Raw genomic sequence first — 14,930 nt, 5'->3', positions numbered from 1 at the left:
TGAGAGTCACCGTGAAGGAGGAGGTGCGCCATGGCTAGTCAGGACTGGTTCGAGAAGGACTTCTACGCGATCCTCGGCGTGCCCCAGGACGCCGACGCCGCGACGATCAAGAAGACCTACCGCAAGGTCGCCCGCACCATGCACCCCGACCACAACGTCGGGGACCCCAAGGCCGAGGAGCGCTTCAAGGAGGTCGGGGAGGCGTATGCCGTCCTCAGCGACCCCGAGAAGCGCCGCGAGTACGACGCGATCCGTGCCATGTCGCACGGCGGGGCGCGCTTCACGGCAGGCGGTCCGGGCGGTCCTGGCGCAGGTTTCGAGGACATCTTCTCCGCGTTCGGCGGTCCCGGCGGTCCGGGAGGGCCCGGCGGAGAACGGGTCCGGTTCAACACCGGTGGCGGTGCGCAGCCCAACCTCGAGGACATCCTCGGCCAGATGTTCGGGGGCGGCGCTCCCGGTGCGGGCTACGGCGGCTACGGCGCGCCCGCAGGCCCCCGACCCGGGGCCGACGTCCAGGCGAGCACGCGCATCGGCTTCCGCGACGCGGTCGAGGGCTCCACGGTCGCGCTCAGCTCGCCCGACCTCGGGCGCATCAACGCCCGCATCCCTCCCGGGGTCAAGGACGGTCAGCGGATCCGTCTGCGCGGCAAGGGCCGTCAGGGCGATCCCGGTGCTGCGCCCGGCGACCTCATCCTCACCGTGGCGGTCGACAAGCACCCCGTCTTCGGCCGGGAGGGGGACAACCTCACCCTGGACCTCCCGGTCACGTTCGCGGAGGCCGCCCTCGGGGCGACCGTTGGCGTCCCCACGCTCGACGGCAGCACGGTCAAGGTCAAGGTCGCGCCGGGCACGCCGAGCGGCAGGGTCCTGCGGCTCAAGGGACGTGGCGTCAAGCGTGGCGACCACGTCGGTGACCTCCTCGCCAAGGTGCAGGTCGTGGTGCCCCAGCGCCTGACCGACGAAGCCCGCGACGCCGTCGAGAAGATGGCCGAGGCCGAGGTCGGCCACGACCCGAGGGCCGAACTGTTCGAGCGGGCCCGGGCCTGACGAGCGGCTGACGAGGGGCTGACGAGAGAGAAGGTGGCGACGATGGCCCGCAGAAGCGCCCGCCCCGGTGGGCACGACGACGACGCACCCGTCTTCGTCATCTCGGTGGCGGCCGAGCTGGCCGGCATGCACGCGCAGACGCTGCGGCAGTACGACCGGCTCGGCCTCGTCTCCCCGTCGCGCACCCGTGGTGGCGGGCGGCGCTACAGCACGCGCGACGTCCAGCTGCTCCGTGAGGTGCAGCGGCTGTCCCAGGAGGGAGTGTCGCTCGCCGGGATCCAGCGCATCATGGCCCTCGAGAACCACGTCGCGGCCCTCCAGTCCCGCGTCGATGAGCTCGCGTCCGAGCTGTCGGCCGCGCAGGCCGCGCTGTCGTCGGGTGCACGCGTCTTCGCGGTCGGTCCACGCGGCGAGGTGGTCACCGTGCGCCCGGGTCAGCGACCACCACGCGCCCCGTCGTCGCAGGCCCTCGTCGTGTGGCGCCCCGAGCCCTAGATTCACGCCGCTCAGGACCTGGCCCGTGTGTCAGACTGTGCACGCCTCGAGCAGACGGGGCGCGCGACGACGGAAAGCCGCCGGAGGCAGTTTCTTGATCCCACTCCCGGAGGTCGTGTGACCCCGCAGCACCCGGAGGGCGACCTTTCCGGCGCCCCCACGACGGCCGCCCAAGACGTCGGCCGGCCCACCGCCCGTCAGGGTGAGATGCTCGACCTGTTCCACCGGACCGACTGGTCGTCGACGCCGTTCGGCCCGGTCGAGAGCTGGTCATCCGACCTGACGTTCCTCCTCGACGTCTGCCTGTCCTCGCGCTTCCCCATGCTCATCTGCTGGGGGCCGGACCTGCTCATGCTCTACAACGACGGCTACCGCGCCCTGCTCGGCTCGAGCAAGCACCCTCAGGCGTGGGGCTGTCCCGTACGCGAGGTCTGGCCCGAGGTCTGGGACGTCATCGGACCCATGCTCGCGGGCGTCGCGAATGGTGGGCCGGCGACGTGGGTCGAGGACGAGCTGCTCGTCGTCGACCGCAACGGCTACCTCGAGGAGGCCTACTTCACGTGGTCCTACGGCGCCGTCCACGACGGCACCGGCGCGGTCACCGGCATCCTCAATGTCGCCACCGAGACGTCGGCCAAGGTGCTGGCCGAGCGCCGGGCCGACGTGTCCGCCCGACTTCTCGCCACCTTGGCCGACGCCGAGGATGCGGAGGACGTGCGTCGCCGCTGCCTCGACGTGCTGCGCTCCGACAACCACGACCACCTCGAGAGCGACCTCCGGTGGGCCGCGCCGGGCCACCCGGCGCCTGCCGCCGTCGACGACGAGGGTCGCACGGTCCACATCGTGCCCGTCGTGGAGCCGGGCGCCGTCGAACCCACCGCGCACCTGCTGCTGACCGAGAACCCCCGCCAGCCGTGGGACCCGACGCTCCAGGGCTACGCCGAGGTGTGCGCCTCCCACGTGGCCATGGCCTTGAGTGGCATCCGGCACCTCGAGGAGGAGCGCCGCCGGACGGAGGTCCTGACCGAGCTCGACATCGCCAAGTCGGACTTCTTCGCGAACGTCAGCCATGAGCTGCGTACGCCGCTCACGCTCATTGCCGGCCCGGTGCAGGACGCCCTCGCCGACAGCGCGCTGGACCCCGAGCAGCGCCGGCGCTTCGAGCTGATCCGCCGCAACACGGACCGTCTCGCCGGTCTCGTGGACCGCATCCTCGACCTCACGAGGGCCGAGGCCGGGGCGGTCGAGCCGCACTGGGTCGAGGCCGACATCGAGGAGCTGGTGGCCGGGATCGCCGCGAACTTCCGACCGGCCATCGAGCACTCGGGTCTGGAGTTCGAGGTCGTCTGCGACGAGCTCGACCACGACGCCTACGTCGACGTCGACATGTTCGAGCGCATCGTGCTCAACCTGCTCGCGAACGCCCTGAAGTTCACGGCGCAGGGCGGCATCTCGCTCCGGCTGACCGGGGGCGACGGCGGCTACTCGGTGGCGGTCACCGACAGCGGTATCGGCATCGCCGAGCAGGACCTAGACCTGGTCTTCGACCGGTTCCGACAGCTCGACCGCGGCGAGGAACGTCGGTCGCGCGAGGGTGCCGGCATCGGGCTCTCACTCGTGCGCCAGCTCGTCGACCTGATGGGGGGCGCCGTCTCCGTGCAGTCGACCCAGGGGGAGGGCAGCACGTTCACGGTGTCCTTCCCCTGGGGCAAGGCGGCTTCCGGAGCGGCCTTGCGCCCCTCGATCCGGCCACGGTCGGCCGAGTCCTTCATCGACGAGGCGAGCAGTTGGGTGGTCCGCGACGACGTCGCGGCCCAGATGGAGGGACTGACCACCGAGACCGGCGCGCCGACGTCCCCGGCGTCCCCGACGTCCCCGACGTCCCCGACGTCCCCGACGTCCCCGGTGGCGACGGTCGCAGAGCCCCGGCCGACGCTGCTCGTCGTCGAGGACAACCACGACATGCGCGACTACATCACGCGCCACTGCGTCGTCGACTACGACATCGTGTCGGTGCGCGACGGGGTCGAGGCGCTCGAGCACCTCCGCGCGCGGCGCCCCTCCATCGTGCTCGCCGATGTGATGATGCCGCGTCTGGACGGGCTGGGGCTCGTCCGCGAGATCCGCTCGGACCCGTCCCTGCGCGACCTCCCGGTCGTGCTGCTGTCCGCGCGGGCCGGTGTCGAGGCCAGCACGACCGGCCTGCTCGAGGGAGCCGACGACTACGTCGTCAAGCCGTTCGATCCGGTGGAGCTGCGGGCGCGTCTGGCGGCCAACCTGGTCAGGTCCCGCTCGCGCTCGCGCGACGCTGCGTGGCTCCGTGCCATCCTCGCGGCCATCCAGGAGCCCTTCGTGGTCGTCGACCGCGCGGGACGCGTGGTCCAGGTCAACGACGTCTTCACACGCACCTTCGGCTGGTCCCTGGCCGACGGGCCCCTCGTGCCTCCCTACCCGTGGTGGATCCCGGAGTCGGAGTCACCCGACGAGCACGCCCAGCACCAGCGACGCATGGGGCTGCTGCAGTCCGGGCAGCCGGTCGAGGACGACCGTTACCGCATCCTGCGGCGCGGCGGCGGCGAGGCGTGGGTCCACGTGCGGTCCGCGAGCGTGCCCGGCACGGCGGAGTACGACGGCTTCATCATCGTCGTCCTCCGCGACGAGACGCGTGAGCACGAGTCCCGGATGCGGCGCGAGCTCGCGGCCCGGATCGCGGTCGACCTCGCGACGGCCGGCGACCTCGACCAGGTCCTCGCCACCGCGGTCACGGGCTTCACCGTGCTCTTCGACGGCGCGGTGACCCTGCGCGTCTCGCCGACGAAGCACGAGGCGGTCCTGCTGTCGCCCCGCGGGCGCGTGTCGCCCGATGATCTCGACCCGGCCGTACGCCGTGGGCTCGAGTCCTCGCCCCGCGGCCACGACGTGATCGTCGGCGAGAAGCGGGAGGGCCTCCTGCTCCTGCCGACCGCCCACGAGTCCGACTGCCGGGCCTGGGTGCAGTTCGACGAGCCTCGCCTCGTCTCCAGCGACGAGCTCATCGTCGGGGACCTCCTGGCGCAGTCGCTCGGTCAGGCCGTGGACCGTGTCATCGCGCAGCGGGCCCGCACGGAGAAAGAGCGCCAGCTCGAGCAGGCCATCGAGAGCCATCGGCTCATCGGCCACGCGGTGGGCGTCCTCATCGAACGTCACCGCATCACGCCCCAGCAGGGCTTCGAGATGCTGCGGCAGGCCTCGCTCAGCCGCAACGTCAAGCTGCGCGAGCTGGCGGCGCGGGTGGTCGAGAGCGGTCAGGACCCCGACAAGGCGTGAGCCCACGGGCCACGGAGCCCGCGCGACTGACCGTCAGCCCGGTCGCATCGTGCCGGGTTTGTCGGGCGATGGGCGGGGTGCAACACTGTGCTGCCTCCAAGTTCGCGGGCCTTCCCCAGCCATGCCCTGGAGGCCCCGTGAGCGTCATGCCGCCGTCGAGCGCTGCGGACGGACACGTCGCGGATCCCGGCGTGGCCGCCCAGGTGGCGAGCGCGGCACGGCAGCTGGTGCGTGCTGCCGACCTCGAGGAGGCGCTCGCCGTGGCGGCCTCCGCGATCGGGGACGCGACCGGCGGTGAGGCGGTGCTCAGGGTCACGGCCACGCCGCACGACCTCCATGCCGGTGCCTCCGGGGTGGTGCCTCCGTCGGCGCTGTCGCCGGCGGTTCGTTCCGTCCTGACCGCGGGGTCCGATCGTGACGCGGTGCGGGGCCTGTTCCTCGAGTCGTCGGGGCACGAGGCGACCTGCCGGGCGTGGATCGGACTGGATCGGCCGCTGGCCCACCTCGCCGTCGAGCGAACGCTTGCCGAGCTGCTGCTGCACGCGCTGGCGCTGGCGGTCGACCGGATCGTCATCGTCGACCGCTTCCGCGAGAGCGAGGCGAACTTCGAACGGGCCGTTGAGAGCCACCGACTCGTCGGTCAGGCCATGGGCATCCTCATCGAGCGCCACCGGATCGTGCCGGGGGAGGCGTTCGACGTGCTCCGGCGCGCCTCCCAGGACCACAACGTCAAGCTGCGCGAGATCGCGCGGCGGGTCATCGACACCGGCGCCGAGCCGGACGAGGTCGTCTGAGCAGCTCCCAGTGCCGGAGCTCTGTCCCGGCGGGTGTCAGCGGCCGCGGAGCCGCGCCAGGAACCCGCTTGGGGGCTCGATGACGGCTGAGGGCAGTTCTGGGCCCGAGGCGGTGGAGCCACCGGTGCCCGCCGGCATCGGTGCGCCGCCGCACGCGCGCGACACGCGAGTGAGGAGTGCATCGACGTCAGCCCTCTCGTAGCCGCGCCGGGCCGTCGTCGTCGGGAACCGGCTCGTCTGGACGGTCGCCAGGATCTCGTGGTCGGCCACATCCATGCCGAGCTGGCCGACGAGCATGTCGATGAGGTCGTCCACGGCGCCCTCGTCGTAGCCGGTCCGGAACTGGGTCGTGCGAAAGCGCGCGGCGCGCAGCTCGTCGGCTAGCGTGGATCGGTCCATGCGGTGAGCCTAGGCGGAGCCCGGCGCGCGAGCGTGGTGGCGCGCACGCTGCGGCATACGCCAGCTTCAAGAGACGCATGAAGTTGAGCGGAATACACTCAAGTCAGCGCCGGTTGACGCCAATGCACCCATCCCCCGACCAGGAGCACGCATGGACCTACAGCTGACCAACAAGGCTCAGGAGGCCTTCGCCCAGGCCGCGACGACCGCGACGGGCAAGCACCACCCGAACATCGAGCCGGCTCACCTGCTGCTCGCGTTGGCAGCCCAGAGCGGCACGACCACACCGGCCCTGCTCACCGCGGGCGGCTCGAGCGTCGCCGCCGCGACGGCCGCCGCCGAGCGCGCCATGGCCACCATGCCGCGGGTCACCGGCGGCACCCAGCAGCCGCAGCTCTCGCCCGCGGCGGCCCGCGTCATCCAGCAGGCGCAGCAGTACATGACGGCCATGGGCGACTCGTACGTCTCCACCGACCACCTGCTGCTCGCCCTCGCGCGCACGGGGCAGTTCGGCCTCGACGCCGATGCCGTGGAGAAGGCCATCCCCGAGCTGCGCGGTGGGCGCCCGGTCACGTCCGACAACCCCGAAGGCACCTTCGAGGCGCTGTCGAAGTACGGCACCGACCTCACGGCCCGCGCCCGCGAGGGCAAGCTCGACCCCGTCATCGGTCGGGACGCCGAGATCCGCCGCGTCGTGCAGGTGCTGTCCCGCCGCACGAAGAACAACCCGGTCCTCATCGGCGAGCCCGGCGTCGGCAAGACGGCCGTCGTCGAGGGGCTGGCCCAGCGCATCGTCGAGGGTGACGTGCCCGAGAGCCTGCGCGACAAGACGCTCTACTCCCTCGACCTCGCGGCCATGGTCGCCGGCGCCAAGTACCGCGGCGAGTTCGAGGAGCGGCTCAAGGCGGTCCTCGAGGAGATCAAGGGCAGCGACGGGCAGATCGTCACCTTCATCGACGAGATCCACACGGTCGTCGGCGCGGGCGCCGGCGGCGAGGGCGCCATGGATGCCGGCAACATGCTCAAGCCCATGCTCGCCCGTGGCGAGCTGCGCCTCGTCGGCGCGACGACGCTCGACGAGTACCGCAAGCACATCGAGAAGGACGCCGCGCTCGAACGCCGCTTCCAGCAGGTCTTCGTCGGCGAGCCGTCGGTCGAGGACACCATCGCCATCCTGCGCGGCCTCAAGGAGCGCTACGAGGCGCACCACAAGGTGACGATCGCCGACTCGGCGCTCGTCGCGTCCGCGTCCCTGTCCGACCGCTACATCTCGGGACGGCAGCTGCCCGACAAGGCCATCGACCTCATCGACGAGGCGGCCTCGCGGCTGCGGATGGAGATCGACTCGAGCCCCGTCGAGATCGACGAGCTCCGTCGTGCCGTCGACCGGTTGAAGATGGAGGAGTTCGCCCTCGAACAGGAGACCGACGCCGCGTCGCGCGACCGCCTCGAGCGGCTGCGCAAGGACCTCGCCGACCGGTCCGAGGAGCTCGCGGCCCTCAATGCCCGGTGGGAGGCCGAGAAGGCGGGCCTCAATGCCGTCGGTGACCTCAAGGCGCGCATCGACGACCTGCGCATGCAGGCCGACCGGCTCCAGCGCGAGGGCGACCTCGCCGGCGCCTCGAAGATCGCCTACGGCGACATCCCCGCGCTCGAGAAGCAGCTGGAATCCGCGCAGGAGCGCGAGGCGGCGGCCACCTCCGTCGGGGACGAGCCCATGGTCAAGGAGGAGGTCGGTGCCGACGACATCGCCGACGTCATCTCCGCCTGGACCGGCATCCCTGCCGGCCGTCTCCTGGAGGGGGAGTCCGAGAAGCTGCTGCACATGGAGGAGCACATCGGCGCCCGCCTCATCGGCCAGACCGACGCCGTGCGCGCCGTGTCCGACGCCGTCCGTCGCACCCGTGCCGGTGTCTCGGACCCGGACCGGCCCACCGGCTCGTTCCTCTTCCTCGGCCCGACGGGTGTCGGCAAGACGGAGCTGGCCAAGGGCTTGGCGGACTTCCTCTTCGACGACGAGCGGGCCATGGTCCGCATCGACATGTCGGAGTACTCCGAGCGCCACTCGGTGGCCCGCCTCATCGGCGCACCCCCTGGCTACGTCGGCTACGAGGAGGGCGGCCAGCTCACCGAGGCCGTCCGGCGTCGGCCGTACTCCGTGATCCTGCTCGACGAGATCGAGAAGGCGCACCCCGAGACGTTCGACATCCTGCTCCAGGTGCTCGACGACGGTCGGCTCACCGACGGGCAGGGTCGCACCGTCGACTTCCGCAACGTCATCCTCGTGCTGACCTCCAACCTCGGGTCGCAGTTCCTCACCGACCCGCTGCTCGGCCCGGAGGCGCGACGCGAGTCGGTCATGGGCGTGGTGCGGTCGTCGTTCAAGCCGGAGTTCCTCAACCGGCTCGACGAGATCGTGGTCTTCGACGCCCTGAGCCGCGACGACCTGGCCCAGATCGTCGACCTGCAGGTCAAGGCGTTCGCCCAGCGCCTCTCGGACCGCCGCATCACCCTCGAGGTCACCGACGACGCACGCCAGTGGCTCGCGGCCCGGGGCTTCGACCCGGCGTACGGGGCGCGCCCGCTCCGTCGGCTCGTTCAGCGCGAGATCGGCGACCGGCTGGCCCGGGGCCTGCTCTCGGGAGAGGTCCGCGACGGGTCCACCGTGAAGGTCGGTGTCGACGCGGCGCAGGAGACGCTCACGCTCGTCTGAACAGCTCGGCATCCCAGCCGAACTCACGGGCGGCCGCGACGTTCTCGTCGCGGTCGTCCGTGAACCACACCGCGTCACGGGCCACCACGCGCCCGAGGTCGGCCTCGATGGCGCGATGGGCGGCGGCATACGCCAGCGGGTCGGGCTTGACCACGCCGAAGTCCGCGCTGTTGAGCAGGCCGTCGAAGAGCCGGGTGATCCCGAGCAGCTCCAGCTCCTGCGGCACGTAGTCGGTGCCGTTGGTGAAGACGTAGGTGCGGTGGCCGTCGGAGCGCAGCATCTCGAGCCGCTCGACGGTCTCGTCGACGACCGAGCCGCGGTGCTCGCGCCAGCGCGTCATGTGCTCGCGCACCCGCGCCGGCTCGGGGACGACGTCCTCGAGCGCGGCGCAGATGGCGGCATACCACTGGTCGAAGCTGCGGCGACCGGTGATGGTCGGCAGGAGCAGGTCGGTGCGGAACGCCGTCGCCGCGACGTGCCCGGCCGGCAGCCCGAGGGCCGTCTCGATGGCCGGGCTGGCGTCACCCGGGGCGAAGTCCCGGACGACGCCGTCGAGGTCGAAGACGTATGCCGTGTGGCCCCTCACACCGCCCCGTCGCGCTGCTCGCGCGTGGCGTCGCGCTGCTCGTGGGCGAGGTCGCGCTGCTCGTGTGCGGGGTCGCCCTGCTCGGGTGTGGCGTCGCCGGCCGAGCCGGGCGCGTCGCTCCACGACGCGGTGCCCTCGTGGACGTTGCCCTCGGCGCGGCCGGTCACGACGTCCGCCACCGACGGGCCCTCGCGCTCGCGCCACTCGGCCTCGCGGCGCTCGAGCTCGGCCTCACGGGTGTCCAGGCCCTCGTGACGCGCGGAGAGCTCGCTCTCACGGCGACGCAGGTCCTCGTCGCGCAGGCCCGCCTCCTGGAACTTGCGCTCGTGGTCGCGGCGTGCGGCCTCGGCGTTCTCCTCGGCCTCGGTGAGACGGGCGGCCTCCTTGTTCTCGCGGCGCACCCGGACGCGACGGCGGGCCGCGGCGGAGGCCATCGCCCAGCCGAGCGCGAAGAGGAGCACCGCCACCGCGCCGTAGAGGGCGAGCTCGAGCGCTGTCGCGTTGCGCGTGAAGCCGAAGGCCGAGACGGCAATCGTCCCGGCTGCGGTGTGGGTCGCGAGGTAGGTGACGACGCCGGCTCCGGCGCCGACCAGCATCAGGATGACTCCGAGCAGGGCCATGGGTTAGAGCTCCTTCGTCAGTGACGGGTCGTCCCGCCGTGATCGTCCCCGACCCTAGCCATACCCACATCGACGCGCCCGGCCGAAGGGGGTGGCCCCCTCGGTTAGCCTGACCCCCATGCGCATCACGGGAAAGCTCGCCGCCGCCGTCCTCTCGGGGCTCTGCGTCGTCACGGTGACGTCCTGCTCGAGCGATCCGCAGGGTGCCTCGTCCGGCCAGTCGCAGCAGTCGCCGGCGCAGCAGCTGGCCGCCGCCAAGACCAAGGTCGACGCCGCGCCGTCGGTCCACCTCAAGCTCGCCAGCGCGAACGTGCCGCAGGGCGCCAGTGGCGTGGTGTCGGCCGACGGCTGGGGCAAGCACCCGCCGGCGTTCAAGGGCACGTTCAAGGTGACGCTCAAGGGAGTGCAGGCCGACGCGGAGATCACCTCGATCGGCGGTGAGGTCTACGCGAAGCTGCCGCTCATCCCGGGCACCAACAAGATCGACCCCAAGACCTTCGGCCTGCCCGACCCGGCCGTTCTCTTCTCTCCCGACCAGGGGCTCACGACGCTGCTCACCGCGACGACGGCCCCCGTCGCGGGCGACAAGGTGCGCCAGGGCTCCGAGGTGCTCTCCACGATCAAGGGCAGCCTGCCGGGCAAGGCCGTCACCGACCTGTTCCTCATCGGCGACAGCAGCGGCACCTTCTCCGTCACGTACGGCCTCACCGACTCGCAGGAGCTGCGCCAGGTCGTCATCACCGGGCCGTTCTTCGGCGCGGGCACGACGTCGACGTACACCTTGACCCTCGATCAGTACGGTCAGCCCGTCACGATCTCCAAGCCCTGACCTGCCGGTGACGTCACCCGACGACGCGGCCGTGGGCTCCGCGACGACCGCCGGCACGCGCCGCCTGGCGCTGCTCTCGGCCGCGTCGGCGGCCGTCGCGCTCGCGGCGGCCGACACCTACGTCGTCGTGCTCGCGCTGACGGACATGATGGCCGGTGTCGGCATCGGCATCGACGCCCTCCAGCGGGCGACGCCGATCATCTCCGGCTTCCTTCTCGGCTACATCGCGGTGCTGCCCCTCATCGGCCGCCTGTCCGACCTGCTCGACCGGCGCCGGATCCTGCTCGGCTGCCTGCTCGTCTTCGCTGTCGGGTCCGCCGTCACGGCGCTCGCCGTCGAGATGCCGGTGCTCATCACGGGACGCGTGCTCCAGGGCATCGGCGGCGGTGGTCTCGTGCCTGCGACCCTCGCGCTCGTCGCAGACCTGTGGCCGCCGCACCGGCGCGGCACCCCGCTCGGCGTCGTGGGTGCCGTGCAGGAACTGGGGTCAGTGCTCGGACCGGTGCTGGGCGCGGTCGTCCTCGCGTGGTCGGGATGGCGAGCGATCTTCTGGCTCAACGTCGCTGCCGCTCTCGTGTTGTATGCCGTCATCCACCACCTCGGGTCCCGCTCGGTCCCGTCGGGGTCGGAGCGGGGTGGTTCGGCGCGGCGGCGCCGGAACCGGGCCCTGCCGGTCGTGGCGGCAGTGCTCACGGTGCTCGGGCTCGGTGTCACGGGCCTCGCGTTGGCGGCCCCCGAGTCCCTCGTCACCGACGTCGCGCTCGGCGCGCCGTTCGTCCCCTTCGCCGGCACGTCTCGGCTGCTGACGCCGATCGGGGTCGTCGGGCTCGGGCTGTTGCTCGTCGTCGCGGCTCTGACGGCACCGCGCTGGTGGGCCGTGCTGCGGCGCGCCGACCTCGTCGGGGCCCTGCTCGTCGCCGTCGCCCTCGGCAGCCTCGTGCTGACCTTCGCGTCGTCCGACCCGGAGAAGGAGGTGGTGGGCCCGCTCGGCTACAGCCTCCTGCCCGTCGGCGCCCTCGCCCTCGTCGTCCTCGCCTGGTGGCACCGCCGCGCCGCGGACCCGCTGATCCCGCGCGGCGTCGTGGGCGCCCGCGGCCTGCGCGCCCTCGCCGTCAGCCTGCTCGTCGGCGCGGCCCTCGTCGCCGTCGTCGTCGACGTCCCCCTGCTGGCCCGGCTCACCGACACCTACGACGAGACGGGGGCGGCACTCGTGCTCGTGCGCTTCCTGCTCGCCGTGCCGGTCGGCGCGCTCCTCGGCGGATGGTCGCTGCGCCGGCTCGGGGACGGGGCCGTGGCCGGGGCCGGTCTCCTCCTCGCCGGTGGCGGCCTGCTCGTCATGTCCCGCTGGACCCTGGAGTCCGTCAGCGCCACCGTCCCGGCCACGGTCGTCCTCGTCGTCGTCGGCCTCGGCATGGGACTCGCCCTCGCCCCCGTCAACAACGCGGCCCTGGCCGACTCGCCGGCCGACGCGCACGGAGTCGCGAGCTCCCTCGTGGTCGTCGCCCGGATGGTGGGGATGGTCGTGGGTCTCGCGCTGCTCACCTCGATCGGGCTCAGTCGCTACTTCGAGGCCGTCCGCCGTCTGCCCAACCAGCTCGACACCGGCGCCCTCATCGGAGCCGGTGTCGTCCAGGTGCAGACGGTCTTCCTCGGCGGGGCCGTTGCCGCCCTGCTCGGCGCGGTGGCGGCGTTCACCCTGGGGGTCAGCGGCCGCGTGACCGCGACGGAAGCGGCGGACGCCGACGCGCCACGCTTCGTCGCGCTCTGACCGACCGGGACCCGCCCAGCACCGAGGTGGCGGTGGATCCGAAGCGCAGCATGCGCATACCACGCATGTCGGTTGAATGCAAGCCGGACGCTTGACGCGTGCTGTCGCGGACCCCGAGTCTGGAGACTCAGGGTGGGCCTCCGGGCCCGCCGTCAGCGATGAGGAGGGCGCAATGGACGAGCACGTGCTGAACCGTCGGCGAGTGCTGCTGGGAACGGGCGCGGTGGCGATCGGAGGCGTGGCCGTCGCGGCGTCCGCCTCGTCCGCGTCGGCGAACGGCGACTCCGGTCCCAGCGGGAGCTGGGTGATCTCCCGCAAGGACGACCCGCCCGGAGACACGATGACGGTCACGACGGTCGTCAGCTTCGCAGCGGGCGGGGTCCTGATCAGCCAGGACATCTCTCCCGCGGCCTCCCCCTTCACCGGCACGTGGGCACGTCGGGGTGACGGCGGGTTCCAGGGAACGATGTGGGTGGGCCAGCCCGGCCCGGCGGGCCCGGACAAGCCCGGCCTCACGGTCAGAGTCCGAATCCGTGGCAGCGTCCGCAAGGACAAGCTCTCGGGTACCTACCAGTTCTCCGTCTTCGACCCCTCCGGCGCCGTCGTCGCCCACGGCACCGGCTCGTTCACCGGCCACCCGATCGAGGCTTGAGCGAGCTGGGTCACTACCCGACCTGGAAGACGACGGGGGCGTGGTCCGACGCGCCCTTGCCCTTGCGCTCCTCGCGGTCGATGGCCGCCCCGACGACGCGCGCGGCGAGGGCGGGGGAGCACAGGGCGAAGTCGATGCGCATGCCCTGGCGCTTCGGGAAGCGCAGCTGCGTGTAGTCCCAGTAGGTGAAGGTGCCGGGCTCGCTCGTGTGGGGGCGCACGACGTCGCTGAAGCCTGCGTCGACGACCCCCTGGAAGGCGGCGCGCTCGCCGGGGGAGGTGTGCGTGCGTCCTTCGTAGTACTCGACACTCCACACGTCGGCGTCGGTGGGCGCGATGTTCCAGTCACCGAGGAGGGCGATCTGCGCGTCGGGGTCGTCGGCGAGCCACTGCCGGCCGGCCCCGGCCAGCGCGTCGAGCCAGCTCAGCTTGTAGCCCAGGTGCGGGTCGTCGAGGGCGCGGCCGTTGGGCACGTAGAGCGACCACACGCGTACGCCGTCGCAGAGGGCCCCGATGGCGCGGGCCTCCGGTGCCGCCGGCTCGCCCCATCCGGGCATGCCGTCGAATCCGACCCGGACGTCGTCGAGGCCCACGCGCGAGGCGATGGCGACGCCGTTCCACTGGCTGAGGCCGTGATGGGCCACCTCGTAGCCGAGGGCCTCGAACCGCTCGAGCGGGAACTGGTCCTCCCGGGCCTTGGTCTCCTGGATCGCGAGGACGTCGACGTCACTGCGCTCGAGCCAGGCGGCGACGCGGTCGATGCGGGAGCGGATGGAGTTGACGTTCCAGGTGGCGATGCGCACAGTCGGTCACCCTAGACCGCCGCGCCGACGGAGGGTCCCTAGGGTGAGGCGCATGACTGCTGAGCGCACGACGCGACCCACGGCCCTCGTCACGGGAGCCAGCGCCGGTATCGGGCACGAGTTCGCCCGTCAGCTCGCGGCGCGCCAGCACGACCTCGTGCTCGTCGCCCGCGACCGTTCCCGTCTCGAGGCGGTGGCCGCCGAGCTGACGAGCAGGTATGCCGTGTCGGCGGAGGTGCTCGTCGCGGACCTCTCGGACCGGTCGGCGCTGCAGACGGTCGCCGACCGGGTGGCCGACCCGGAGCGTCCGGTCGACGTCCTCATCAACAACGCGGGCTACGGGCAGCGCCGCAGCTTCCTGCGCAACGACGTCACGGTCGAGGAGGCCGCCTTCGACGTGCTGACCCGGGCCGTGCTCGTCCTGTCCCACGCGGCAGGGGTGGCGATGCGCGAGCGCGGCCGCGGCCGCATCGTCAACGTCTCGTCGGTGGCGGGTTTCATCGCCTCGGGGTCCTACTCGGCGGCCAAGGCCTGGGTCACGACGTTCAGCGAGGGGCTCGCGAGCGAGCTCGCCGGTTCCGGCGTCACGGTGACGGCGCTGTGCCCCGGCTTCACGAACACCGAGTTCCAGCAACGAGCCGGCATCAGCAAGCCGGGGCCCGCCTTCATGTGGCTCGACCCGACGCGTCTGGTGTCCGAATGCCTCGACGACGTCGACAAGGGCCGTGTCCTCTCGGTGCCCGGTCTGCAGTACAAGGCCATCGTCGGACTGTTGCGGGTCGTGCCCCGCTCGGTGGTCCGCCGTCGCGCGCGTCTCGTCCGCCGCTGAACCACGGGTTCGCGGTGGAAGTCGCGCCGCTCGTCCGCCGGCCGCATCGCGAGACTCTCCCGACTTCGCATGACTGGAGTTGTCTCGTAT

Annotated in this window: 13 protein-coding genes; 9 read left to right on the top strand and 4 right to left on the bottom strand. The window is 72.1% G+C overall.

Annotation, left to right across the window (positions count from 1 at the left end):
• The first annotated feature begins 30 nt into the window (after nucleotides 1-30).
• The 4 genes from AB4030_RS01125 to AB4030_RS01110 all read left to right on the top strand — a co-directional run bounded on the left by AB4030_RS01125 (nucleotide 31) and on the right by AB4030_RS01110 (nucleotide 5,642).
• Complete coding sequence (locus AB4030_RS01125; RefSeq protein ID WP_442277329.1) at nucleotides 31-1,047, top strand: DnaJ C-terminal domain-containing protein; 1,017 nt, start codon at nucleotides 31-33, stop codon at nucleotides 1,045-1,047.
• A 42-nt stretch (nucleotides 1,048-1,089) separates the two neighbouring features.
• A complete protein-coding gene (locus tag AB4030_RS01120) occupies nucleotides 1,090-1,542 on the top strand; it encodes a heat shock protein transcriptional repressor HspR (RefSeq protein ID WP_442277328.1) in 453 nt (150 codons plus the stop codon).
• Between the two features lie 117 nt (nucleotides 1,543-1,659).
• Nucleotides 1,660-4,848: an ATP-binding protein gene (locus AB4030_RS01115; RefSeq protein WP_442277327.1), complete on the top strand. Its 3,189-nt coding sequence runs from the start codon at nucleotides 1,660-1,662 to the stop codon at nucleotides 4,846-4,848.
• 146 nt (nucleotides 4,849-4,994) lie between these two features.
• On the top strand, nucleotides 4,995-5,642 hold the full coding sequence (locus tag AB4030_RS01110) for an ANTAR domain-containing protein (RefSeq protein WP_442277685.1): 648 nt from the start codon (nucleotides 4,995-4,997) through the stop codon (nucleotides 5,640-5,642).
• A 36-nt stretch (nucleotides 5,643-5,678) separates the two neighbouring features.
• On the opposite strand, the gene AB4030_RS01105 is transcribed toward AB4030_RS01110, so the two are convergent.
• Complete coding sequence (locus AB4030_RS01105; RefSeq protein WP_442277326.1) at nucleotides 5,679-6,041, bottom strand: DivIVA domain-containing protein; 363 nt, start codon at nucleotides 6,039-6,041, stop codon at nucleotides 5,679-5,681.
• Between the two features lie 151 nt (nucleotides 6,042-6,192).
• Between AB4030_RS01105 and clpB the strand changes: the two genes are divergently transcribed.
• Nucleotides 6,193-8,754, top strand: coding sequence for an ATP-dependent chaperone ClpB (gene clpB, locus AB4030_RS01100; RefSeq protein WP_442277325.1), 2,562 nt, complete (start codon nucleotides 6,193-6,195; stop codon nucleotides 8,752-8,754).
• Here the strand turns inward: clpB and AB4030_RS01095 are convergent.
• The gene (locus AB4030_RS01095) at nucleotides 8,741-9,340 is read right to left on the bottom strand and encodes an HAD family hydrolase (protein WP_442277324.1); all 600 of its coding nucleotides are present in this window, start codon (nucleotides 9,338-9,340) and stop codon (nucleotides 8,741-8,743) included. The two genes, clpB and AB4030_RS01095, sit on opposite strands and share 14 nt — an antisense overlap.
• Nucleotides 9,337-9,960 (bottom strand): hypothetical protein, encoded by a 624-nt coding sequence (locus AB4030_RS01090; protein ID WP_442277323.1) that lies wholly within the window; start codon nucleotides 9,958-9,960, stop codon nucleotides 9,337-9,339. The genes AB4030_RS01095 and AB4030_RS01090 overlap by 4 nt, the downstream gene beginning before the upstream one ends.
• A 118-nt stretch (nucleotides 9,961-10,078) precedes the next feature.
• Here AB4030_RS01090 and AB4030_RS01085 point away from each other — a divergent pair, with 118 nt between their 5' ends.
• From AB4030_RS01085 to AB4030_RS01075, 3 genes are all read left to right on the top strand, one after another.
• Nucleotides 10,079-10,789 (top strand): LppX_LprAFG lipoprotein, encoded by a 711-nt coding sequence (locus AB4030_RS01085; RefSeq protein ID WP_442277322.1) that lies wholly within the window; start codon nucleotides 10,079-10,081, stop codon nucleotides 10,787-10,789.
• Nucleotides 10,790-10,796: 7 nt separating this feature from the next.
• Nucleotides 10,797-12,557 (top strand): MFS transporter, encoded by a 1,761-nt coding sequence (locus AB4030_RS01080; protein ID WP_442277321.1) that lies wholly within the window; start codon nucleotides 10,797-10,799, stop codon nucleotides 12,555-12,557.
• 172 nt (nucleotides 12,558-12,729) lie between these two features.
• Nucleotides 12,730-13,209 (top strand): hypothetical protein, encoded by a 480-nt coding sequence (locus AB4030_RS01075; protein WP_442277320.1) that lies wholly within the window; start codon nucleotides 12,730-12,732, stop codon nucleotides 13,207-13,209.
• Between the two features lie 13 nt (nucleotides 13,210-13,222).
• On the opposite strand, the gene AB4030_RS01070 is transcribed toward AB4030_RS01075, so the two are convergent.
• Nucleotides 13,223-14,011: an exodeoxyribonuclease III gene (locus AB4030_RS01070; protein ID WP_442277319.1), complete on the bottom strand. Its 789-nt coding sequence runs from the start codon at nucleotides 14,009-14,011 to the stop codon at nucleotides 13,223-13,225.
• 52 nt (nucleotides 14,012-14,063) lie between these two features.
• Here AB4030_RS01070 and AB4030_RS01065 point away from each other — a divergent pair, with 52 nt between their 5' ends.
• Nucleotides 14,064-14,840, top strand: coding sequence for an SDR family NAD(P)-dependent oxidoreductase (locus AB4030_RS01065; RefSeq protein WP_442277318.1), 777 nt, complete (start codon nucleotides 14,064-14,066; stop codon nucleotides 14,838-14,840).
• Nucleotides 14,841-14,930 lie beyond the last annotated feature (90 nt).

It is taken from the genome of Terrabacter sp. 2YAF2 (genome assembly GCF_052114705.1).
Lineage (GTDB): Bacteria > Actinomycetota > Actinomycetes > Actinomycetales > Dermatophilaceae > Terrabacter.
This window is presented reverse-complemented; position numbering and strand designations above follow the sequence as displayed.

Bases quoted from the DNA above. Each gene is read 5' to 3' on its own strand.
- AB4030_RS01125 (WP_442277329.1), top strand. From the start codon at position 31: ATGGCTAGTCAGGACTGGTTCGAGAAGGACTTCTACGCGATCCTCGGC.
- AB4030_RS01120 (WP_442277328.1), top strand. From the start codon at position 1,090: ATGGCCCGCAGAAGCGCCCGCCCCGGTGGGCACGACGACGACGCACCC.
- AB4030_RS01110 (WP_442277685.1), top strand. From the start codon at position 4,995: ATGCCGCCGTCGAGCGCTGCGGACGGACACGTCGCGGATCCCGGCGTG.
- AB4030_RS01105 (WP_442277326.1), bottom strand. From the start codon at position 6,041: ATGGACCGATCCACGCTAGCCGACGAGCTGCGCGCCGCGCGCTTTCGC.
- clpB (WP_442277325.1), top strand. From the start codon at position 6,193: ATGGACCTACAGCTGACCAACAAGGCTCAGGAGGCCTTCGCCCAGGCC.
- AB4030_RS01090 (WP_442277323.1), bottom strand. From the start codon at position 9,960: ATGGCCCTGCTCGGAGTCATCCTGATGCTGGTCGGCGCCGGAGCCGGC.
- AB4030_RS01085 (WP_442277322.1), top strand. From the start codon at position 10,079: ATGCGCATCACGGGAAAGCTCGCCGCCGCCGTCCTCTCGGGGCTCTGC.
- AB4030_RS01075 (WP_442277320.1), top strand. From the start codon at position 12,730: ATGGACGAGCACGTGCTGAACCGTCGGCGAGTGCTGCTGGGAACGGGC.
- AB4030_RS01065 (WP_442277318.1), top strand. From the start codon at position 14,064: ATGACTGCTGAGCGCACGACGCGACCCACGGCCCTCGTCACGGGAGCC.